At 68.0% G+C, this 21,341-nt stretch carries 19 protein-coding genes and 1 tRNA gene; 9 read left to right on the forward strand and 11 right to left on the reverse strand.

Annotation, left to right across the window (positions count from 1 at the left end; translation table 11 throughout):
- Positions 1-116: 116 nt before the first annotated feature.
- Genes rhaS through ACPYOG_RS03025 form a run of 4 tightly spaced genes read right to left on the reverse strand, consistent with a single transcriptional unit; the run spans position 117 to position 4,819 of the window.
- The gene (gene rhaS / locus ACPYOG_RS03010) at positions 117-1,157 is read right to left on the reverse strand and encodes a rhamnose ABC transporter substrate-binding protein (RefSeq protein WP_481292778.1); all 1,041 of its coding nucleotides are present in this window, start codon (positions 1,155-1,157) and stop codon (positions 117-119) included.
- A gap of 58 nt (positions 1,158-1,215) precedes the next feature.
- Positions 1,216-2,256: an ABC transporter permease gene (locus ACPYOG_RS03015; RefSeq protein ID WP_481292779.1), complete on the reverse strand. Its 1,041-nt coding sequence runs from the start codon at positions 2,254-2,256 to the stop codon at positions 1,216-1,218.
- Entirely contained in the window at positions 2,253-3,290 is a 1,038-nt protein-coding gene (locus ACPYOG_RS03020) for an ABC transporter permease (RefSeq protein WP_481292780.1), read from the reverse strand. The genes ACPYOG_RS03015 and ACPYOG_RS03020 overlap by 4 nt, the downstream gene beginning before the upstream one ends.
- Complete coding sequence (locus ACPYOG_RS03025; protein ID WP_481292781.1) at positions 3,287-4,819, reverse strand: sugar ABC transporter ATP-binding protein; 1,533 nt, start codon at positions 4,817-4,819, stop codon at positions 3,287-3,289. Before ACPYOG_RS03025 ends, ACPYOG_RS03020 begins: the two co-directional genes overlap by 4 nt.
- A 162-nt stretch (positions 4,820-4,981) precedes the next feature.
- On the opposite strand from ACPYOG_RS03025, the gene ACPYOG_RS03030 reads away from it, so the two are divergent.
- From ACPYOG_RS03030 to ACPYOG_RS03040, 3 genes are all read left to right on the forward strand, one after another.
- Positions 4,982-6,016 carry a LacI family DNA-binding transcriptional regulator gene (locus tag ACPYOG_RS03030; protein WP_481292782.1) on the forward strand — a complete coding sequence of 345 codons (1,035 nt, stop codon included), beginning with the start codon at positions 4,982-4,984 and terminating at the stop codon, positions 6,014-6,016.
- A 208-nt stretch (positions 6,017-6,224) separates the two neighbouring features.
- Positions 6,225-6,542, forward strand: coding sequence for a hypothetical protein (locus ACPYOG_RS03035; RefSeq protein ID WP_481292783.1), 318 nt, complete (start codon positions 6,225-6,227; stop codon positions 6,540-6,542).
- A gap of 16 nt (positions 6,543-6,558) precedes the next feature.
- A complete protein-coding gene (locus tag ACPYOG_RS03040; RefSeq protein WP_481292784.1) occupies positions 6,559-6,705 on the forward strand; it encodes a hypothetical protein in 147 nt (48 codons plus the stop codon).
- Positions 6,706-6,730: 25 nt separating this feature from the next.
- Here the strand turns inward: ACPYOG_RS03040 and trxA are convergent, their stop codons facing one another.
- From trxA to ACPYOG_RS03055, 3 genes are all read right to left on the reverse strand, one after another.
- Entirely contained in the window at positions 6,731-7,108 is a 378-nt protein-coding gene (gene trxA / locus ACPYOG_RS03045) for a thioredoxin (protein ID WP_481292785.1), read from the reverse strand.
- A 38-nt stretch (positions 7,109-7,146) separates the two neighbouring features.
- Complete coding sequence (locus tag ACPYOG_RS03050; protein ID WP_481292832.1) at positions 7,147-8,859, reverse strand: ABC1 kinase family protein; 1,713 nt, start codon at positions 8,857-8,859, stop codon at positions 7,147-7,149.
- Positions 8,860-8,965: 106 nt separating this feature from the next.
- Entirely contained in the window at positions 8,966-9,526 is a 561-nt protein-coding gene (locus ACPYOG_RS03055) for a PadR family transcriptional regulator (RefSeq protein ID WP_481292786.1), read from the reverse strand.
- 455 nt (positions 9,527-9,981) lie between these two features.
- Here ACPYOG_RS03055 and ACPYOG_RS03060 point away from each other — a divergent pair, with 455 nt between their 5' ends.
- The 4 genes from ACPYOG_RS03060 (at position 9,982) to ACPYOG_RS03075 (ending at position 13,400) form a co-directional block, all read left to right on the forward strand.
- Positions 9,982-10,236: a DUF4242 domain-containing protein gene (locus tag ACPYOG_RS03060; protein ID WP_481292787.1), complete on the forward strand. Its 255-nt coding sequence runs from the start codon at positions 9,982-9,984 to the stop codon at positions 10,234-10,236.
- Positions 10,236-10,997 (forward strand): hypothetical protein, encoded by a 762-nt coding sequence (locus ACPYOG_RS03065; protein ID WP_481292788.1) that lies wholly within the window; start codon positions 10,236-10,238, stop codon positions 10,995-10,997. Before ACPYOG_RS03060 ends, ACPYOG_RS03065 begins: the two co-directional genes overlap by 1 nt.
- Before the next feature lie 27 nt (positions 10,998-11,024).
- On the forward strand, positions 11,025-12,620 hold the full coding sequence (locus tag ACPYOG_RS03070) for an HD domain-containing phosphohydrolase (protein ID WP_481292789.1): 1,596 nt from the start codon (positions 11,025-11,027) through the stop codon (positions 12,618-12,620).
- 270 nt (positions 12,621-12,890) lie between these two features.
- Positions 12,891-13,400, forward strand: a complete 510-nt coding sequence (locus tag ACPYOG_RS03075; RefSeq protein ID WP_481292790.1) for a hypothetical protein — start codon at positions 12,891-12,893, stop codon at positions 13,398-13,400.
- Between the two features lie 896 nt (positions 13,401-14,296).
- Here the strand turns inward: ACPYOG_RS03075 and ACPYOG_RS03080 are convergent.
- Positions 14,297-15,076, reverse strand: coding sequence for a hypothetical protein (locus ACPYOG_RS03080; RefSeq protein WP_481292791.1), 780 nt, complete (start codon positions 15,074-15,076; stop codon positions 14,297-14,299).
- A 295-nt stretch (positions 15,077-15,371) separates the two neighbouring features.
- Here ACPYOG_RS03080 and ACPYOG_RS03085 point away from each other — a divergent pair, with 295 nt between their 5' ends.
- Together ACPYOG_RS03085 and ACPYOG_RS03090 are read left to right on the forward strand one after the other, a co-directional pair.
- A complete protein-coding gene (locus ACPYOG_RS03085; RefSeq protein WP_481292792.1) occupies positions 15,372-16,334 on the forward strand; it encodes a hypothetical protein in 963 nt (320 codons plus the stop codon).
- Between the two features lie 6 nt (positions 16,335-16,340).
- Positions 16,341-16,631 (forward strand): hypothetical protein, encoded by a 291-nt coding sequence (locus tag ACPYOG_RS03090; protein WP_481292793.1) that lies wholly within the window; start codon positions 16,341-16,343, stop codon positions 16,629-16,631.
- A gap of 218 nt (positions 16,632-16,849) precedes the next feature.
- On the opposite strand, the gene ACPYOG_RS03095 is transcribed toward ACPYOG_RS03090, so the two are convergent.
- The 3 genes from ACPYOG_RS03095 to ACPYOG_RS03105 all read right to left on the reverse strand — a co-directional run bounded on the left by ACPYOG_RS03095 (position 16,850) and on the right by ACPYOG_RS03105 (position 21,168).
- Positions 16,850-16,923: transfer RNA gene (locus ACPYOG_RS03095), tRNA-Pro, on the reverse strand.
- Between the two features lie 280 nt (positions 16,924-17,203).
- Entirely contained in the window at positions 17,204-18,811 is a 1,608-nt protein-coding gene (locus ACPYOG_RS03100) for a chitinase (RefSeq protein ID WP_481292794.1), read from the reverse strand.
- Complete coding sequence (locus tag ACPYOG_RS03105; RefSeq protein ID WP_481292795.1) at positions 18,811-21,168, reverse strand: glycosyltransferase family 2 protein; 2,358 nt, start codon at positions 21,166-21,168, stop codon at positions 18,811-18,813. The genes ACPYOG_RS03100 and ACPYOG_RS03105 overlap by 1 nt, the downstream gene beginning before the upstream one ends.
- Between the last annotated feature and the right edge of the window lie 173 nt (positions 21,169-21,341).

Raw genomic sequence — 21,341 nt, forward strand, 5'->3', positions numbered from 1 at the left:
CCCCCCCCCCTCCCAAAAAGAACACCCCCCACCAGATTAGCGAGTGTCTCGTGGGCTCGGAGATGTGTATAAGAGACAGGGCCTGAGCCGGCCGGGCGACGAGGGTCAGGACGGGATCAGAAGTGGAACTTGTCGATGTTGTCCTTGTTGAACACGAACGGGTCACCGAGGAGGACGGTCCCCTTGTCGCCGACCGTGAACGAGCCGAGCTTGCCCGCCTTGAAGGTGTCGCCCTTCTTGCCGGTGATGTCACCGTCGATCAAGGCCTTCGCGGCGAAGGCCGCGAGGTAGCCGAGGTCTTCCGGGTTCCACAGCGCGAACTCGTCGACGGTGCCGTCCTTGACGTAGGCGCGCATCTGGTTCGGAGTGCCGAGGCCGGTGAGCTTGACCTTGCCCTTGGCGTCCGATGTCGAAAGGTAGCGTGCCGCAGCCGCGATGCCGACCGTGGTGGGCGAGATGATGCCCTTCAGGTTCGGGTGGGTCTGGAGCAGGGCCGCAGTCTTGTCGAACGACGTCTGGTCGTCGTCGTTGCCGTAGACGGTGTCGACGAGTTTGACATTCGGGTGGTCCTTCGCGAGGTCCTTCTTCATCAGGTCGATCCAGGCGTTCTGGTTCGTCGCGTTGGCGGCGGCCGAGAGGATGGCGACCTCGCCGCTGTCACCGATCTCCTTCGAGATCGTGTCGACCTGAACCTTGGCGATGCCCTCCGCCGTCGCCTGGTTCACGAAGACGTCACGGTACTTCGCGTCCGTGTCGGAGTCGAAGGTGACGATCTTCACGCCGGCCGACTTGGCCTGGGTGAGGGCGCTGCCGAGGGCCGTCGGGTCGTTGGCCGAGAGCACGATCGCACCGACCTGCTGCTGCGTCAGGGTGTTGATGTAGCTGACCTGCGCGTCCGCGGTGGCGGTCGAAGGTCCGACCTGGTTGTAGGTGCCCTTGAACGACTTGATAGCCGTCTCGCCGCCCTTGTCGGAGGTGTCGAAGTACGGGTTGCCGAGGTTCTTGGGCAGGAAGGTGATCTTGTAGTTCTTGGAGCCGGATCCGGATCCGGAGCCGTTGGAGCCGCTCGAGCAGCCGGTGACGGCGAGGGCGACGGCGACGACGCCGGCGCCGAGGGCGAACAGGCGCTTGGTGCGGCGCGAGGTGGAGGGCAACATCGTTGTTCCTTTCGGGGTGGGTGAAGCAGGTGGTGCAGGTGGTGCGGGTGGAACGTGCCTACGGCTGACTTCGCCGTCGGCGGGCTCGGGAGCCGCGCGCCCAAGCGAGGATGCGCGGCGAGAGGACCGAGACGATGAGGAGGACACCGGTGATGATGTTGATGGCGTCGGAGCTGACATTCGCCAGCCGGAGCGCGCTCTGCAGCACTCCGATCAGCAGCACGCCGGCGATGACGCCGTGCATCGCACCTTTGCCGCCGAAGATGGAGACGCCGCCGAGGAGCACCGCAGCGATCACCGAAAGCTCCAGCCCGACGGCGTTGTCGCCGCGGGCGCTCCCGTAGCGGAGCGTCCAGTAGATCCCGGCGAGGGCCGAGATCAGACCGGTGAGCAGGAACGCGATGAACTTGGTGCGTGCGACGTTCACCCCGGAGAAGGCGGCCGTGTCGGAGCTGAGCCCGAGCGCGAACAGCCCGCGGCCGTACGGGGTGGCGTGAAGCAGCACCGCGAAGACGATGACGAGCACCACCACCAGCACCATGATGACCGGGATGCCCGAGGTTCCGAAGCGCTGCTGCGCGAGATTCTGCCAGAAGAACGGGAAGTCGGTGATCGCCGTCGTGCCGAGCAGGCCGACCGCGATGCCGCGGAACAGCGCGAGCGTTCCGATCGTGACCGCGAGCGATGGGAGTCCGACCACGGTGACGAGGAACCCGTTCACCGCGCCGCAGACCAGCCCGACCACCAGGCAGACGACCATCGCGAACTCGAACGGCATCCCGGCTTTCGTCAGCACACCGAGCAGGACGCTGCTGAGTCCGAGGGTGCTCGCCACCGAGAGGTCGATCTCGCCGGTGACGATGACGAAGGTCATCGGCAGCGCGATCATCAGGATGGGGGTCACATCCAGCAGCAGGAAGCCGAGCGTGACCGGGGTGCCGAAGTTCTGCACGGTCCCGGAGGCCACGATGGCGACGACGATCAGCGCGCCGATCACGGCGAACTCGCGGGTCAGCAGCCAGCGCTGCCAGAGCGGGCGGCTGTAGTCGGGGTACCTCCGCGCGGGCGCGGAGGTGGTGGGCACCTGGGTGTCGGTCACGCGGCGACCTCCCTTTCGGCGACGAGGCGGCGGGACAGCCGCAGAGAGAGGACACGGTCGAGGACGATGGCGCCGATGATGAGCACGCCGACCACCGCTTGCTGCCAGAAGTCCTGGATTCCGAGGATGGGCAGCGCCCGGTTGATGGTGAGCAGCAGCACCGCGCCGAGGACCGCGCCGTACACCGAACCGCTGCCGCCGAAGATGGCGACGCCGCCGATGACGGCCGCTCCCACGGCCTGCAGCTCGAGGCCCGTTCCGGTCTGCGAGCTGACCGTGCCGTAGCGGGCGACGAACAGCACTCCGGCGAGGCCCGCGGTCGCGCCGGAGAGGACGAACGCGGTGAGGATGCGGCGCGTGACCTTGAGCCCGTACAGCTCGGCGGCCGCGGGGTCGGAGCCGATCGCGTACAGCTCGCGGCCGCCGCGGCGGTTCCGGAGGAACCAGCCCGCGATCAGCATGACGAGCACCGCCAGGATGGTGAGGTACGGGATGGAGAGGAAGGACCCCGTCCCGAGCCCGAGGAAGGCGTCGGGCATGTCGCTCGCGTTGATGCGGTTGCTGCCCGCCCACAGAACGTCGATGCCGCGATAGGCGTACAGCGTGCCGAGGGTGATGACCAGCGCCGGCACTTTGCCGAACGCAACGAGCGCGCCGTTCACCAGACCGAGCACTGCGCCGGCGAGGGCGCCGATCACGAAGACGGCGATGATCGGGATGCCCGGGATGTCGGCGAAGAGACGCCCGGTCAGGTACGCGGTCAGTCCCACCACCGAGCCGACCGACAGGTCGACGTTGCGGGTGATGATGACGATGGCCTGGCCGATGGCGACGAGAGCGAGGATGGAGGGCGTCAGAAGCAGGTCGCGCCAGCCGTCGCCGCTGAACAGGAACGTCGGGTTGATGGCCGTGGTCACGGCGATCACGACGAGGATCGCGAGCAGGATGCCGGTCTCGCGAGCCCGGACGAAGGTGCGGGCGATCCGGACGCCCGCGTTGGGCACCTTCGCGGGCGTGAGGGTGGGTGTCGTCATCGCGCGGACTCCTCGAGGGCGTGGGTGGCCGCGAACATGACGTTCTCGGCGTCGGCGACGGAGCGGTCGAGGTCGGCCGTGATCCGGCCCTCGCGGACGACGAGCACGCGGTCGGCCATCCCGAGCACCTCCGGCAGTTCGGACGAGATCATCAGGATCGCCATGCCGCGCCCGGCGAGCTCCGACAGCAGCCGGTGGACCTCCGCTTTGGTGCCCACATCGATGCCGCGGGTGGGCTCGTCGATGATGAGCACGCGCGGTTCGGTGGCCAGCCACTTGCCCAGCACGACCTTCTGCTGGTTGCCGCCGGAGAGCGTCCCGACGAGTGTGTCGAGGGCGTTGGTCTTGAGCTGGAGGCGGCTAGCCCACACGCGGGCGGCGGAGTTCTCGGAGGCGCTGCGGATGAAGCCCGCCTTGGTCAGCTTGTTGCGGATGGCCAGGGTGCTGTTGCGCGCGACGGTCTCCTCCAGCACCAGCCCCTGCTTGCGACGGTCTTCGGGGACGAGCGCGAGGCCCGCCGCCATGGCCGCGGTCGGCCGGCGCTTGGGCACCGGCCGCCCCTCCACCCGGACGCTGCCCGTCTCGTAGCCGTCGACGCCGAACACCGCTCGCGCGATCTCACTGCGGCCGGCGCCCACGAGGCCGGCCAGCGCCACGATCTCGCCGGAGCGCACCGTGAAGCTGACGTCGTGGAAGACCCCGGTGGAGGTCAGGTGCTCGACGACGAGCCGCGGCTCGCCGATCGTCGCCGCCTGCTTGGGGAACAGCTCTGTCACATCCCGGCCCACCATGCGGCGCACGATCTCGTCCTCGGTCACGTCGACCGTGCTGTCGGTGGAGACGTAGGCACCGTCGCGCATGACCGTGATCGTGTCGCAGAGCGAGAACACCTCGTCGAAGCGGTGCGAGATGAAGACGATGCCGCGACCCTCGTCGCGGAGGCTGCGGGCCACGACGAACAACCGCTCGACCTCGACGCCGGAGAGGGCGGCGGTCGGCTCGTCCATGATCAGGAGGCGCGCATCCAGTGAGATGGCCTTGGCGATCTCGATCAGCTGCTGATCGGCGATGGAAAGGCCCTCGGCGAGGCGGTCCGGGTCGATGTGGACGCCGAGCCGCCGGAAGATCTCACGGACCTCGGTGCGCATGGCCTTGCGGTCGACACGCCCGAGGCGGTCGGTGGGCTGGCGGCCCATGAAGACGTTCTCGGTGACGGACAGGTCGGGGAAGAGAGTGGGCTCCTGGTAGATGACCGCGATGCCCGCGTTCTTCGCCTCCGCCGTGGTGCTGAAGTCGACCGCTTCACCGCGGAATCGCATCTCGCCGGCGTCCCGCTGGTAGAGCCCCGCGACGATCTTCACGAGAGTGGACTTGCCCGCACCGTTCTCACCGACGAGGGCGTGGATGGACGCCTGCTCGACCCGGAGGTCGGCGCGGCTGAGGGCGATGACCTGGCCGAACGCCTTGGCCACGCCCCGGAGTTCGAGGACCGGTGGCCCGCCGGGAGCGGGAGTTGCTGATGACGTCATTGTCGTGAATGATCTCCACGTCGGGTGTGAACCGTTTCATTTTGAAACGTTGAAATGACCTTGCCAGACCGCACCGCGCCACGTCAAGTCCCTGTCGGAATCTGTGCAGAACCGTAATGAAACGTGGATAATATGCAGCACTGCCTCGAATGAAGGAGCGCCATGCCGTCCGCCAGTGTCAAGGATGTCGCCGCCCTCGCCGGCGTCTCGGTCGGGACGGTCTCCAACGTCCTGAACCGTCCCGAGCGGGTCTCCGACGCCGTGGTGCAGCGCGTGCAGACCGCGATCGCCGAACTGGGCTTCGTGCGCAACAACGCCGCCCGCCAGCTCCGGATGGGTCAGGGCAGCGGGATCGGCATGGTGGTCCTCGACGTGGGCAACCCGTTCTTCGCCTCGCTCATCCGAGGGGCAGAAGACCGGGCGGCGCGCGACGGGCTCTCGGTACTGGTCGGCAACTCGGACGAGAACGAGCAGCGCGAGGCCGGCTACCTGACCATGTTCGAGCAGGAGCGCATCCGCGGCGTGCTGATCTCGCCCGTCGGCGATGCGACCCCGAGCCTGCACCGCCTGCGGGACCGCGGCATCCCCTCCGTGCTGGTCGACCGCACCAGCCTCGACCGTTCGTTCAGCTCGGTCGCCGTGGACGACGTCGCCGGTGGACGCCTCGCCGCGGCCCACCTGATCGAGCAGGGGTGCCGCCGTATCGCCTTCGCCGGCGGACCCTTCGCCATCGAGCAGGTCGCCCACCGCTACCGCGGGGCGACAGAGGAGGTCGCGTCCTCTCTCCCCGGCAGCACGGTCGAGAAGCTGGAGACGGAGAACCTCACGCTCGAGGGAGGTCAGCGCGTCGGTGCGCCCCTCGCCGCACGCCCGGCCGGCGATCGCCCGGACGCCGTCTTCGCCGCCAACGACCTGGTCGCCATCGGGTTGCTGCAGAGCCTCTTGCAGGCGGGCATCCGGGTGCCGGAGGATGTCGCCCTCATCGGCTACGACGACATCGCGTTCGCGTCGGCGGCCGTGGTACCCCTCTCCTCGATCCGCCAGCCCAGCCTCGAGATCGGCTCGACCGCGATGGACCTGCTGCTGCAGCTCACGGCGAAGCCGGACGCGCAGCCGGTCCACGTCGAGTTCCAGCCGGCACTCGTCGCGCGAGCGAGCAGCGCGGCACTGTCCTCGGCGCACACCGCCCGCCGCTGACGCCTCCCTCTCGCCCGCCTCCGCCGCGTCTGCCGCCTCTGCCGCCTCCCCGTCCCGGAGGGGCCTCGGATCGAAGGAGACTCGAACAGCTCCCGGCCGAATCTCCTTCAGTACTGCCATTCGAAGGAGATTCGAGCCCCGATCTCCTTCGGTACCCGGCACCGCGCATCCGTTAGCATCGGGGTGAACGCGACGAAGGGGGACGTCTGTGAACGAGTCGAAGCTGCGACCGAAGGTCGTGCTGTGGTGGGGAATCGGGCTGACACTGGCGGGGATGCTGCTGACTACGTCCATGCCGTTCCTCGGCCACGCGATGACAGGTTCGTACAACACGGCGAGCGGCGTCGACCAGGGCCTGCTGACCGGGTTGTCGTATATCGGTCAACTGATCGCCCAGACCGTCCCGCCGCTCGGCGTCGCTCTGATCGGGGCGTCGGTCGTCATGGCGTACCTCGGCAGGCTGCTCACGCCGGCGCGCGAGCGCGTCGCCGTCGCGGACGCGGTCGGCGTTGCGGACGAGGACTGAGGACTGAGGACTGACCGTGGACAGCTTGACCAGCCTCGCCCTCACCGTCACCATCGCTGCGGTCGCGCTGTACGCCCTGTACTGGGTGGTCCGACGCGCCGTGGCTGCGGGCATCCGCGACGCCCGCAGCGGGAACGAGAAAGGCGCGGCACCCGTCGATTGACGGTGCCGCGCCCTCGACGCGCGAATCAGGCCTGCTGCTGCGCGGCCGCCTTCAGCTCGTCGTACTGCTTCCGCACCTCGGTCATGTCGAGCTCGCGGATCTGCTCGATGAGGTTCTCGACCGCCTCGCCCGGCAGCGCGCCGGCCTGCGAGAACAGCGGGATGCCGTCGCGGTACGCGATGAGGGTCGGGATGGACTGGATGCCGTAGGACGCGGCCAGCTCCTGCTGCGCCTCGGTGTCGATCTTGCCGAACGTGATGTCGGAGTGCTGCTCGGACGCCTTCTCGAACACGGGCGCGAACATGTGACAGGGACCGCACCAGTCGGCCCAGAAGTCGAGCAGCACGATGCCGTCGGCGACGGTCTGGTCGTGGTTGGTCGACGTGATCTCAGTGGTTGCCATGGTGGGTGAAACGCCCATCCATCAGGCGGTATTCCGCCTCAGCCGCCCCGCCGGCCTGTGAAGACGGTGAACGCCAACGGAACCACGGACCCGATCATGAGCACCGATCCGAGCACCGGGTCGCCGCCGTGCACGATGGCCCCGGCGACGATCGTGCCGCCGAAGACGATCGCCGCGACCAGGCGCCGCACCGTCCGTTCGAGGCGCGCGACCCGCTGCTCCAGCCGGGGCGTGCTGACCGCGATCGAGCCGTCCTCCACCCGGGTGACCAGCGCATCCAGACGCTTGGGCAGCCTCCAGGCGACGCCGGCGATCTCGAGCGCCTGCTGCGCGAGGTCCTGCACCACGTTGCCGCGCTCCTCCCGAAGCAGCTGCGCCGCGTACGGCTCGACCGAGTCCCAGAGGTTGAAGTCGGGGTCGAGCGCACTGCAGACGCCGGAGGTGAGCGCCATCGCCCGGACGATGAGCAGGAAGTTCTCGGGAAGCTGGAACGGGAGCGAGCGCACCACATCGCCGAACTCGTCCGCGAACTCGAGGAACTCCCGCGGATCCACCTCCCGCAGCTGAGCGAACCCCATCCCGCCGAAGCGAGCGAACAGGTGCACCATCGCGCGTTCGAGCTCGGCGGTGTCGGCGGTCGGCAGCAGTACGCCCACCTCGCGGATCGCATCCACGAGCGCTTTGCCGTCGCGGGATGCTGCCGCGATCAGCAGCCGGCGCAGCCCGCTCCGGATGCCGGGAGGGACCTCGCCCATCATCCCGAAGTCCACGAAGGTGAGGCGCCAGGGCCGGCCGCCTGCAGCATTCGGTGTCGGTGTCGGTGTCACGAAGATGTTGCCCGGATGCGGGTCCGCGTGGAAGAACCCGTTCGTGAACAGCTGGTCGAACATCACCTCGGCGAAGGCCGGCGCGACCTCCGCAGGGTCGATGCCCGCCGCGCGGAGCGAAGCGGTGTCGGTGATCTTGATCGCCGTCACGTCCTCCAGGGTGAGGACGCGGCGCGTGGTCCGCTCCCAGACGACCGCCGGGACGCCCACGCGGGCATCCCCGTCGAACTCCTCGGCGAACCGTTCCGAGTTGGCGCCCTCGTGCAGGTAGTCGATCTCCTGCAGGCTGGTGCGCGCGAACTCCTCCACCAGGGCCGGCGGATCCGCCCGGTCGGCGACGAGCCGGATGCGGCTGAGCCAGCGCGCGACCCGGCGAAGGGCGGCGAGGTCCACATCCACGATCGCGTCGATGCCCGGACGCTGCACCTTGATGACCACCCCGTCCAGTCCCGTCTCGGACCGGGTCGCCGGCGTGAGCCGCGCCCGGTGCGCCTGCCCGAGGGATGCCGCGGCGACCGGGATCTCGTCGATGGATGCGAACGCCAGCTCCAGCGGGACACCCAGCTCGGCCTCGGCGAGAGCACGGATCGCCGGGAAGGGAACGGCGGGCACCTCGTCCTGCAGTCCCTCCAGCTCGCTCGTGATCTCCGGCGGGAGCACATCCAGCCGGGAGGACATGAACTGGCCGACCTTGATCATCAGGCCGCCGAGCTCGACCGCGAGCACGTGGAACCGCTGGGCGAACTTCCGCATGCGCCGCGGGCGGGTCCGCTCGGCGAGGCGGCGGAGGCCGATACGCGGAAGCACCAGCTCGTACCACCAGGTCACCGTGAGGTTCCACCCCGCGAACCGCAGGATACGGCGGTAGCGGGCGCGCGTCGCTGGCGTCGCCGCGCGAGGGCCGGGCGCGCGTGGCGGAGCCAGAGGCGTGACCGGCGAGGCGGAGTCGGCCGCGCGCGTCACCGGCTCTGCGGCGGTCGTACCGGGAGTGTCGGACGCCGGGGCCGGCGCCTGCTCGGTCGTCACCCGTTCAGCCCTGGGCGAGGATCGCGTACAGCCGCCGGCGTGCCTCTTCGAGGATGGCAGCCGCCTCCGCGATCTGTTCCGGAGTCCCCGTGCGGTGCACCTGCGCGGCAGCCTGCGCGAGCTCGATGCCTGCCTTGGGCAACGCGCCGTGGCCCGCGCCTGCGCCCGGCGCACGCCGCTCGCCGGTCTCGTCGCCCAGCCACGGCACGGCGCCCTCGGCCGCGGCGACCTCGCGTCCAGCCTCGGTCAGCGCGTACGTCTTGCGCCCGTTGGACTCCTCCGCCGTGATGAGCCCCTCGTCGGAGAGCAGCTGCAGGGTCGGGTACACCGATCCGGCGCTGGGCTTCCAGCTGCCGCCGCTGCGCTCCTCGATCTCGCGGATGATCTGGTAGCCGTGCATCGGCTTCTCGGCGAGCAGGGCGAGCACGGCGGCGCGAACGTCGCCGCGTCCCATCCGCGTCCCCACCTTCTTCTCGAACGTGGACCGCAACTGCTCGAACGCCTGCCACATGGCCTCCGGGTCCATGCGGCCACCGAACCCGCCGGCGGAGAATGACGATGACATTGGGTGCCTCCTTGTGTGGTCAGCGATAGCTAACGATATATCGCTGAGGTGTGGTTGGCAAGCACGTGGCCGAGCGGCTCGCGCCGCAATTCGCCAGGCGCGCGCGTGCTCGTGCCGCAGTTCGTAACGTGTGCACCTGCTCGTGCGGCAGTACGTAACGTGTGCGCCTGCTCGCGCCGCAGCACACGTTCCCAAACGGCGCACACACGCGTTCGCGCCGCTCAAGGTCACGTCGGCGGACGCTCCCGCCGACGCCGCGTTCCGACGTCGGCAGCTAGCCGGTGAATCACGTGTCCAACCGCTCCTGACACCCTGCAGCTCGCCCGCCGACCTCGCGTTGCGCTCCCCTCGGCGCCTGCGTCGTCGGCATTCATCCTGAACTTGAGGCAGATGCCCCATGACCCCTTCTCGCGCCAGCGTCAGTCTGGAGGCAGGAATTCGATCTTGGAGGAATCATGACGCTCTACATGGATGTGCACGAAAGCCTTCCCGAGGGCACGACGGCAGCCGACGTGGCCGGCGCGCACGCACAGGATCTGCTGGTCCAGACGAAATACGGCGTCGACTACCGCGCCTACTGGGTGGACGAGACGAACGGCAAGGCGTGGTGCCTGGTGGAGGCGCCGGACCCCGAGTCCGCGGCCGCCGTTCACCGGGAGGCCCACGGACTCGTCGCCGACCGGCTGTTCCCGGTCGTCCAGGGACGATGATGTCCACCGGAGAGACGCCCCGCGCCGTTGCCGAGCTCTCCGAAGCGAGACCATGGCTCCCGACGGGTGACGACGAGCGGATCAGCGGCTACGGGGTGATGGGCCTCTCCTTCGCCTCCGGCGACTACCTCGCGCTTCGCGCGAACACGGCCGCGAGCTTCGGCGCGGGCTATCGCGCGGTGTGGCACCGCGGCCCGGAGGGCGACTGGAGGGTGTACTCGACATCCGATCCAGCGCACAGTTGCGAGCGATTTATCGGCGCGGCGTGCAGCCATCCCTCGATCCGCTCCGACATCGCGCTGGAGTGGCTCGACGACCAGACGCTGCACGTTCGAGTCGGCGACATCCTGGACTGGACGGTGGCCGTCGGGCAGACCGTGGTCAGCCGGATGATGACCGCGATGGGACGCGCGATGCCGCTCCGGATGTGGGCTGCGCCGGTCGTCCTGGCGCTCATGGGACGGATGGCTGGCCCGATGCTCGGCGTGGGCACGGTACGGCTCGCCGGCCAGATGCCCAACCGACAGCGCTTCCGCGCGGCACCGCTGCGCATCTGGACGATCGAGGACAGCCGGGCCACGCTCGCCGGCCGGGATCTCGGAGCCCCGCAGCCCTTGCCGTCGCAGGCACGCATCGGCGGCTTCTGGCTGCCGCAGCTCGGCATCTTCGTGTACGGGTTCTCCCGCTACGACGCCTTCGATCCCTCGCGGCACATCTCAGCGGCCGAGCGCCAGCGCGAATTGCTCGAAGCGGAAGCATGAGTGCCCGTCCGGGTGCAGAATGAGTTTGTGTCACCTCCCGCGGGCGCGACGCACCGCACCGAGCTGCTCGCCGCGCTGTCGATCGCGCTCGACCTCGGGCTCGGCCAGCCGGCGGAGCACGTTCTGCGCTCGGCGATCATCGCGACCCGCCTCGCCGACCGCATCGGACTGACCCGCGAGCAACGCGACACCACCTTCCACACCACGCTCGTGATGTGGATCGGGTGCCACGCCGACTCGACCGAGTACACCCGCTGGTTCGGCGATGACATCGCCGTCAAGCGGGAGGCGTACCTCGTGGACTGGGCGGGCCTGCCATACATGCGGTTCCTGATGGGCAATGTCGCGTACGGTGCTCCCCTGCCGCAGCGGATCAGGCTGATCGGTCGGCTCATGCGCAGCCCGACTGCGCAGCTGGGTGCACTCGTGCACTCGCACTGCGCCTCGGCTTCATTGCTGGCCGCCGAGATCGGCCTGTCGAACCACGTCCAGACCGTACTGGGCGCCACGTTCGAGCGCTTCGACGGCACCGGCGGCCCGCAGGGCCTGGCGGGCGACCAATTGCCGATCGAGATGCGGGTCGCGCAACTGGCCGACCTCGTGGAGGTGCACGACCGCACCTACGGTCCCGGCGGCGCGGAGCATCTGGTGCGATCGCGACGCGGAGGGCAGTTCGACCCGTTGGTCGCCGACGCGTTTCTCTCGGATCCTGCATCACTGTTGGCCCCACCCGACCACGGCAGCTACTGGGACGCCGCCCTCGCGGAGGCCCCCGACCGGGATCACCCGCTCACCCCCGCGGAGCTCGACCGCATGCTCATCGCGCTCGGCGATTTCGCGGACCTCAAGTTCCCGTACACACTCGGCCATTCACGCGCAGTCGCCGAGCTCGCGGCGCACGCCGCATCGCACCTCGGACTCGACAGCGCCGACGTCGCCGCGGTCCGCCGCGCGGGCCATGTGCACGACATCGGGCGAATCGGGATCTCGAATCGGGTCTGGGAGTCCACCTCCCAGCTTTCGGCGGAGCAGTGGGAACGCGTCCGCCTGCACCCGTACCTCACTGCGCGCATCCTCGAACGAGTCAGCGGCCTGGGCGACGTCGCGCGGATCGCGGCGAACCATCACGAACGGCCCGACGGAGAAGGTTATCCGCGCGCGCTCGGACTATCGGCGCTGCCCGTACTCGACCGAGTCCTGGCCGCTGCCGTGGCGTACGAATCGGCGCTGGAGCCACGCCCTTACCGGGCTGCCCAGACACCCGACCAGGCCGCCCAGCGGTTGAGGAGGCGGGCCGCCGCCGGTGGGCTGGACGACGCCGCAGTCGCTGCCGTGCTCACAGCAGCGGGACATGCCACCCCCAGGCGCGCCGCTCGCGAGGACCGACTCACGTCACGGGAGGTCGAGGTGCTCGTCCTGGTCGCACAGGGCCAATCGAACCGGCAGATCGCCGGGCTGTTCACGCTCTCGGAGAAGACGGTGCGCAACCACGTGGAGCGCATCTACGGCAAGCTCGGCGTGAGCAACCGGATCGGCGCCAGCCTGTACGCGCTGGAACACGGGATCGTGCCGGCACACTCCCCGCATGCCGCACCGCCGAGCGCGACGGCCTCCGTCGAGTAGTGCGGCTCCACCGATGGCTCAGACGACCGCGAGGGCGGTGGGCTCGGTAGGCGCCGGGTCGCTTTCGTAAGGCGTGCGCCTGCTCGCGCGGCAGTTCGTAACGTGTGCACCTGCTCGCGCCGCAGCACACGTTCCAAAACGGCGCACACGCGGTTCGCGCCGGGCGAAGCTGCGACAGCGGGCGGATGAGTCTGCCTCCAATCGGTCCCCCCTTCCCCGTCGGCGACTTCTCGTCCAGGATCGATCCTGACGTCGGGCGAAGGGGGCCGCATGAAACTGACGACCGCCGACCACCGCAAAGGCCGCGTCGTCCGGCGACGACTGGCCTTTCCCGCGGTCGCCACCGTTCTCCTTCTCGCCGGCTGTGCTCCCGTAGTATGCGCGGGCGCGGCTATCGCGCTCCCCTATGTCAGGATCGACGGTCAGGGGTGGCTGGCGACACATCCCGGCGGAAGCATCGAGGCGTGCTACGCCGCACAGTGCGCCCACGGAGGAGCGGCCGGATCGTTCGATATCTCCCTAATGGGCCGGCGCCCCGACACCAGCGCGCACACGCTCATCGTCACCCTGACCACACCGGGCTCGACCGCGACCAGCACAGCGCGCTTCGGCCTGGAACACACCTCAGGCCAGAATGGCAGCCCCTGCCCGATGCCCGACCGATGGAGCCGTAAGGTGCTCGTCCGGGCGGATGGCGAACTCCAGGTGGGCGGACCCGACGACGGCCACCTCATCATGCCGACGCTCCCGCCGACGCCGAGTTCCGACGTCGGACGCTGAATTCGCGATTGGGACTCCCTACACGCGGCGCGGCGCTGGTTGCTGGATGGCTGTGCGCATGTGAACACAATTCGTGCAACGCCGCGTCACGTTCGCGTGACATTTGAGTCTGAGTAAGTGAAGGGCTTTCTACCCTTCCGATGTGTGGACTGCGACAGTTCCGGCTTGCCGGGTGACTGACATTGTGTCCACTTCGTTCGGTGATGAACGAAAGGGAGGCCTCAGTGAAGAAGTCTCGTGTTTTGATGTCAGCTGCAATGCTGGCAGGGGCCTGCATTATCGGTGCGAGCCTGACCGGTTTCGCCGCATCCGCATCCGCCTATGGGATCGGGGGAGCTGTGGTGCTGACCGCAAAGGGTGCCGTTGCATGGTTGGGCCTTGGGACGTCGGTTTACGGCCTGAAGTCCTGCACGGGGTAAGGCATGGGACCAACGCAAGGATTTGCCAAAGCGAGAAGTCTGCGAGTTGCGGAGACTGTTGTGGCTGTGGCCATGGGTACTCTCCTGGTGCTCCGTATCATCCTGTCGGTGACAGGCACTCTCCCCGGGTTCCTCAATAGCCCATTGGATGCGGCCGTTTACGCACTGTTTTCCCTCTTGTGCATTCTGATGGGCGTGGATCAGGCAAAACGGCGTCAACCAAAGCATGCGACAGCATGCTTTGTCGGTGCCGCAGCCTGGTTAGCGTTTGCCGCCCTGATCCTGAGGTGACGCAGCACCCAGGTGCCGCGCGTCACAGCCCACTGAACTCGGGCTTCGCTGCGGCAGCGGTCTTCGTGGTGGTGGTGTTCGTCACGGGTGCCCCTACAGGAGTCCGCCGCGGGGGCGCTTCATTTGGGGTTCGAGCGACCTTTCAGTCGAATCTGAAGCGGTGCTGTCGATGTCCGTTTCGGCAAGTCACGGCATGTTGCGCTCCACGGCTTGCAACACGGCCTCAACCTCTGACTGGATGTCGACGAACAGCTCGGGCAGCGGCCGATGCCGAGCCAGGGGGCCGCCGATCACCGCGAGCTTCACTTCGCCCTCGAACTCAACCTCCACATCGACTTCTGAAGCGAAGATGACTGACCCGTTAGGGATCAGCGAATCAGGCGTAAGGCTTGGGTATTGAATTGGCACCCGACGATCAGGGTCGCCGGCTACCACGAACCCCCGGGGGTTGAGGATGTGGTAGGTCACCACTCCGAGGCTTGCGTGCTTGTCCCGGTTCTGCAACTCGTGAAGGATGGTGAGCGCAGCTTCGGCTGGGTCCGTTCCGTCGATCTGGCAGACGATGAACGGCTGCGCGAGCTCGACCACCTTGAAGACGGCACGGGGTAACTGCTTCTTGAGATTCGCCCAACGCTGAGCGTGCGATTTGAGCCTCTTGGTGAGGTGCGCGGGTGCGGTGAAGTCCTCGTAGTAAACCGGGAAGAGGTTCGAGTTGTCCGGGTGCTCGACGTTCGCCGCAATGATGTGGTCAAGGGCGGACCGCAAGTTGAACAGGAAGTCACCGATGATCGCAGGAAGCTGGTTATCGGTTGGTACGTCGTGGTGAACCCTGAAGCTCCAGCGGCTATCGTCGAAGCTCTTCTCGATGCGGATGGCCGGATGGCTTAGCATCCCCGCGATGAGTGCTTCGGCTTCTGCGCGATGATGTTGCGCTCGCTCGAACTTGATCCACCAGGATTCAGTCATGGCTGATTGTTTCAGGAGCGACCGACAGAAGCGCGGCTTGCACGCATCGGGGGGCCTGAGTTTTGCGGGGGTACCGGCTCACTGCCGGGCAGGGTGATCTGCGGTGGCTGACCTTGCGACCTTGATTCCCAACCCACCTGAGTTCCCTCTACAAACCCGCGTCATGTCCTGGCAGGTGCTGCGTCTCTATCGGTAAGAGGGCAACCGCCCTCGAGTAGTGGACTGCGATCGTTCCGGCGTGCCGGGTGACGGACATCTGTCCATTTCGTTCGATGCTGAACGAAAGGAGACCTCGATGAAGAAGTCTCGTGTTTTCATGTCGACCGCAGCAATGACGGGAGTCTGCCTCGTCGGTGCCAGCCTGACCGGATTTGCCGCGCTGGACGCGGCGGAGGTCAACGCAGTAGATGCGGTTGCCGCAATCCAAGGCGTAGTACCGGGCTCGCTTTCCGGCCTGGCGATAGTGAGTAGCGACAGTGACACCGCCGCGGCGGCGACCCTTCCGGGCGGCACCGTAGATGTCCCTGTTGACCCAGCTGACGGTCTGCGGCTCGGGGGTTCTCTGCGGATCGGCTTGCCGTTCGCTGAGCAGGCGTCCGACGCCGCGGATTCGCAGCTTCCGGGCGTTGTGGCGTTCGATAACAACAACGGCTCGACCACGGTCCCACTCATCAAGGCCGATGGCACCCTCCAGCTCAACACAGTGATCGAGAACGCGCAGGCGCCCAAGCGCTATGACTACCCGATTGATGTTCCGGACGGCGCATCTCTCGTGCAGACTCCGGACGGCACTGTGGCAATCGTGACAGCGGACGGGTCTCCGCTACGCGTATTCGGAGACGCCTGGGCGAAGGATGCGAACGGTATCCCTGTTCCCACGCGGTATGAGGTCCACGGGAACACGCTCACACAGGTGGTCGAATTCAACGAGCACACCGCGTTCCCGGTTGTCGCTGACCCGTCCACGAGCGCCTATTCCTACAACTGCGTGCTCACCAATGGGAGCAGCTACTTCCTGAAGCCGGGCACCTTCCTTCGGACCTGCCGGGGTTCCCGCCTCCAGATGTACTACAACGGGCGAGTGGCCTACACGTACTATCTGACACTCAACGGCCAGCCGGGTAACCCTGCACGAGCTAGCCTAGATTGCATCGTTGCGATTGCAGGCACGGGTGCCGGACTTGTCACCACCAGCTCAGGTCTTGGTGTCTGGGCAACCGCCGCCTCCATCTACGGCCTGAAGTCCTGCATCGCTTAGGAAGCTATGACTACTGACACGCGACCTCGCAAGAGGTCCGCCCTGTACATCGCAATGACAGTTCTCATCGGAGTTGTCATTGCGAGCATCGCGGTCCAGATCGTTCTCGGGCTCACCGATCACAGTGACCTGGCACGCGTGGTGAACCCCGTCACGTTCGCCGTGTTGTCTGGGTTCTTCGTGGTCTTCGGTGTGTATTCCGGGAGGAAGCGCAAGCCGACCCAGAGCATGGGGAGCTACATCGCCGCTGCATGCTGGGCCCTCTACACGGTTCTTCTGATAGCTGGCGTCATGTAGGGATCTTGCGAGTCCTCAACCGACAAGTGGGTCGCTTCTCCACGCCCGTCGCCAGGCTGCGCCCCACCCGCTCCCCGAAACACCGGCCCTCGCTGCGCTCGGGTCGGCGCCGGGGCCCCGCGCGGGCGGGGACCCCAATAGACAGCAGCGAGCCGTGAAAAAGCCGGAGGGCACGGGGTCGCTTTGCGACCTTCGTGCCCTCCGGCTTTTTCACGGCGTCGGGCTGACAGGATTTGAACCTGCGACCCCTTGACCCCCAGTCAAGTGCGCTACCAAACTGCGCCACAGCCCGCTGTCGCTTCGTCGGGCCGCAGGGCACCGGGCGAGGCAACTCGTCCATCTTAGCGTGTCGGGGCGGGGGGCCGCGCACGCGGACGGAGGCGGGAGCTTGCGTGTCGGCGGGGCGGAGCGTGCACCGCCCGACGGCGCATGGCGCCCCGCCGACACTGCGCCGCGCACGCCGCAGAGCGGCGCGCACGCGCGCCCGGACGCACCGCCCCGCAGCGGGAGTCCAGGTGTGGTCGGCGACGGGATGCGATGGGGGGAGTCAACATCCCGCCGCCGAGCTGTGATCAGCGGGCGGTGCCGCCGATGATCTGGTCGATCTCGTCCTGGGTCAACGGGGTCCAGGGGGACGAGTCGGGGTTCGCGCTGGCCGCCTCCGGGCTGTCGCCCTGCGTCCACCACTTCGCTTCAAAGGGTACGCCGTCGAAGAGCACCCGCTGACCCTTGTCGTAGTCCGCAGTGCCCGCCCAGTTGGGGTAGGTTCCTGCGGGCAGGGTCGGCTGCGGGATGGGCGTCTCGCCCGGGAGCACCGGGCCGACGAGCTCCCACGGGGTCTCCCACGAGTTCAGGACGGGGTTGTCGGGCACGTCGCCCTTCGTCCACCACTTGGCGACGTAGACGTTGTGGTGCCAGACGACCTTCGTGCCCTTGAGGTAGGAGTTCTTCGTCGCCCACACCGGGTACGGGGAGTGGGCGGGGTCGTCGGCGGCCGCGGTGGTGGTCGGCTCGGCCGTCGTGACGGCGCCCTCCCCCAGACCGATGTGACCGTCGAAGCCCTTGGACAGGATGCCGGCGAACGTCTTCTTGCCCTGTGCGACGCCGCTGCAGGCGACCGAGACGACCGACACATCCACGTAGTTCGTGCCGCAGGTGGTGTCGCGGTTGGCGGACCACATGGACATGCGGCCGAGCCCGTTCGAGACGGCCCAGGCGTTGAACGCGGTGGCGTCCGCGATCGTGAAGACCTCGTCCCCCACGTCGTTCTGCCCGATCATCGGAGTCGCACCCAGCTTGGCCCACAGGTTCGGGTCGCTCTGGTGCAGCTTGGCCCGGTCGTACAGGACGCCGAGCTGGCGCTGCGCGGCGGAGACGGCCGTCTCCGAGTTCTTCGCCAGGGACGCCTTCGCATCCTTGGAGTTGCCGAAGTCCATCGTCATGACGTTGACGCCGGCCACATCCACCTTGGCCGCGAGCATGGCGGCGATGGCGTCCGTCGCGTCCGAGGTCATGCCCGTCGGCGCGACCGGGAGGGTCAGCCAGACGGCGAGGGCCTTGCCCTCGGACCTGCGCTCCTGCTGCAGGGCGGCGATGGCGGTGGCCCGGCGCACGGTGGCGTCGTGGTCGGCGAGACCGCTGCCCTCCAGGTCGAGGTCGATGGTGCCGATCTTGTAGCGGTCGACGACCGAGGCGTACGCCTTCTTCAGGGCCGAGGGATCGGTGCAGTCGACCGCGAGCTCATCGTTCCGCTGGCCGCCGAACGAGACCGCGACGGTCCCGCCCTGCTGCTGCAGGCGCGCGATCCGGCGGTCGAGGTCGAGGGATCCGCGCGCCTGGTCGAGCGTGTACGCCGCGCCCCAGCTCGGTGTGCACGACTTCTCCGGCGAGGACACGATGAACGACAGCACCGCATCCTTCGTGGAGGTGGTCCCCATGTTCTCGAACGCGAACCGGGGGGTGGCCGTGACATCCACATAGGACGCGAACCACGGCTTCGCGTCGACGGCCGCGCGGGCGGACCACCACTGCAGGCCGACGGCGCCCACCGAGACGACGACGATGCCGACCAGTGCTGCGGCGATCACCCGCCACGGGGAGAGCCGGCGCCCGCCGGTCGATTCGGGTGCCTGGGCGCGGTCGAGGTCGGGAACGGCCTGCTTCTTGGATGCGCGGGACATCAGGCGACCTGCCTCTCGGCGCTGAGGGACTCGGAGTCCTCGCCGACCGGCTCGGCGCCGACGGACTCGGCGACGGCCGGTTCTCCCGTCAGAGCGCCGACGCCCGCCAGGTGGGGCACCTCGCCGCCGGAGTGCCCGTAGTACAGCACGGAGCGCCAGTCGAGCGCGGCCGTCTGCGGCTGCGCCTGCTCGGCCGCCCGCTTACGGGACTTGTCCACGTAGAGCGGCTTGGTCACGCCGAGCCAGATGTCGACGATCGTGTTGCCGATGCCGATGTAGGAGACGATCGCCCACACGGCGAGCGTCGCGTTGAACGCGGCGAACGCGGCGTTGCCCCAGTTGTGTGCGTTCCAGTCGCGCCAGAGCGTGAACAGCGAGAACGCGACGATCGCGAGCGGCGCCACGACGTAGAGCAGCGGCGAAGCCGTGCGGTTCCTCACCTTGGGCGTGCGGGCGAACGGGATCTTCTTGCCGGTGAGCGACTGCTGGATGGACTTCAGGACTCCGGCCAGGTTCACCGGGAGCAGGATGAGGTTGAAGCCGTAGATCCGCAGGATGTCGGTGGCCTTGTACCCGGTGTAGCGGAGGTCCGCGGCCTGGCTGATGAAGTACGGCAGCGCGGCGAGGAGGACCATCGGGCTGAGCAGCCGGCCGTCGTACGGGTACGCCAGCAGGAAGATCAGGCCGAAGCTCGCCCAGCTGATCGACGCCATGTAGTTGATGCGCAGCAGCAGCTCGATGCGGGACACGGTCTCACCTCGGCGCTTCCGCTCCTTCACCTGACGCCAGAGCTTCGGCAGGATGAGCAGTCCGCCGTTCGCCCAGCGGCGCCGCTGCACGATGAGCGAGCCGAAGTCCGGCGGGGTGGCCGAGTAGCTGAGGCGCTCCGGGTAGTTGGCGAGCGTCCAGCCGTGGGTGCCGAGATCGATGCTCGACTCGGTGTCCTCGATGACGGTGCGGTCCTGGATGTACCGGCGCACCTCGAAGCCGCCGACGAACTCGGTCTCGACGATGTCCTCGAGCGCGCGCTTGCGGATCACCGCGTTCGCGCCCACCCAGAACGTCGCGCCGTAGTAGCTCTTGCCCTGGTGCAGGATGTGCTGGATGTCGGTCGTCGCGCCGGCGAGGCGCTCGATGCGGGTGCCGGCGCCGCGGAAGGACGAGTACGGCGTCTGGGTGACCGCGACGCGCGCGTTGTCCGGCTGCTGCAGGAAGTAGGTGAGCCGGAGGCAGTACTCGCGCAGCAGGATGGAGTCGGCATCCAAGGTCAGCAGGAAGTCGCTGTCCGGGATCACGATGTCGCCTGCGCGGCGCTGGCCGCCGGGGACCGGGTTCAGGACCGGGCCGTCCGGCGTCTCCTCGACGCGGAACGTTCCGCCCATGAGGCCGATGTAGGCGTTCAGGTTCATCGCCTTGTTGGCCTCGTGCGAGAGGGATGCCCACTTCTTGCGCTCGAAGACGGTGAGCTCGGCGTCGAAGGTCCAGGCGAGCCGGCGGTACAGCTGGGCCACACGCTTCGTGGTCAGGGAGGCGCCGGAGGCGTAGGCGGCGGCGACGGCCTCGCCGGTCAGCGCCAGGTCGTCGCCGAGGGCGCGCAGCACCTGGTCGGCGAAGAAGACGTCGACGTGGTCCTCGACGGCGTGCGCCTCGGCCTGGCCGTAGAGCCACTCGGCGGCCCAGCGGTACTGGTTGGCGAGCTCGATCGCGGACTCGTCCGTGGCGTACACGCCGGAGTCGCCGAGCTCGTAGCGCATGAGCGCGTCCGAGAACCGGAACCGCGGCTCGGCCAGCATGGCGCTGACGTCGTCGGCGAGGTTCCGCGTGGCCTCGAGCCGTTCGATGACGGCCGGATCGGTCGGATTCGGGCTGTCGTCGAGCAGCAGCACCACGCGCTTGGAGGGAAACTCCTGGAGGGCCGCGGAGAGCAGCGTCATCCGCACGACCTCCGGCTCCTCGGCGTACGAGGGCACGAGCACGGTGATGGAGGGCTGGTTCTCGGCGAAGTGCCGGTCGAGCTCGGCGCGCGGCACGCGGACGTGCTTCTGGAAGCGCTGGAGCGCTCCCTGCCGGGCCACCAGGTACATCAGGGCCGAGAACGTGAGGAAGGTGACGACGACCGTGTAGCCGATTGCCTCCATCGTGAAGCGGAAGTTCTGGCTTCCGCTGTCGATGAACTGGCGGATGATCGTGGTGACCACGTAGATCGCCCAGAAGAGCACGGTCAGCACGATGGCGACGCGGCTCCAGGTGATCTTGCGATCCGACGGCCTCGGGTGGACCGTCGGGAGCGGTTCAGTGCGCTTCTCGGAGCCGAGCTGGCGCTTTCGGGCAGGGGTGTATGCAGCTGTAGAACTCATGATCGGGTACGGTCCTCGGGTGACGGGAGCCCGTGCCCTCGGGCGGACACGGTCGGGTAGCTCCCAGTTGTCCACCATAGTGAGGACAGACAGGGGTACAAATACCCCCGTTATGGTCGCCCCCTCTTTGGGGGCTCCGGTGACGTGAACATCGCGCGAACCGCCCGCGTGTC

The sequence above is a fragment of the Leifsonia sp. HAY1-4F genome (assembly GCF_056755275.1).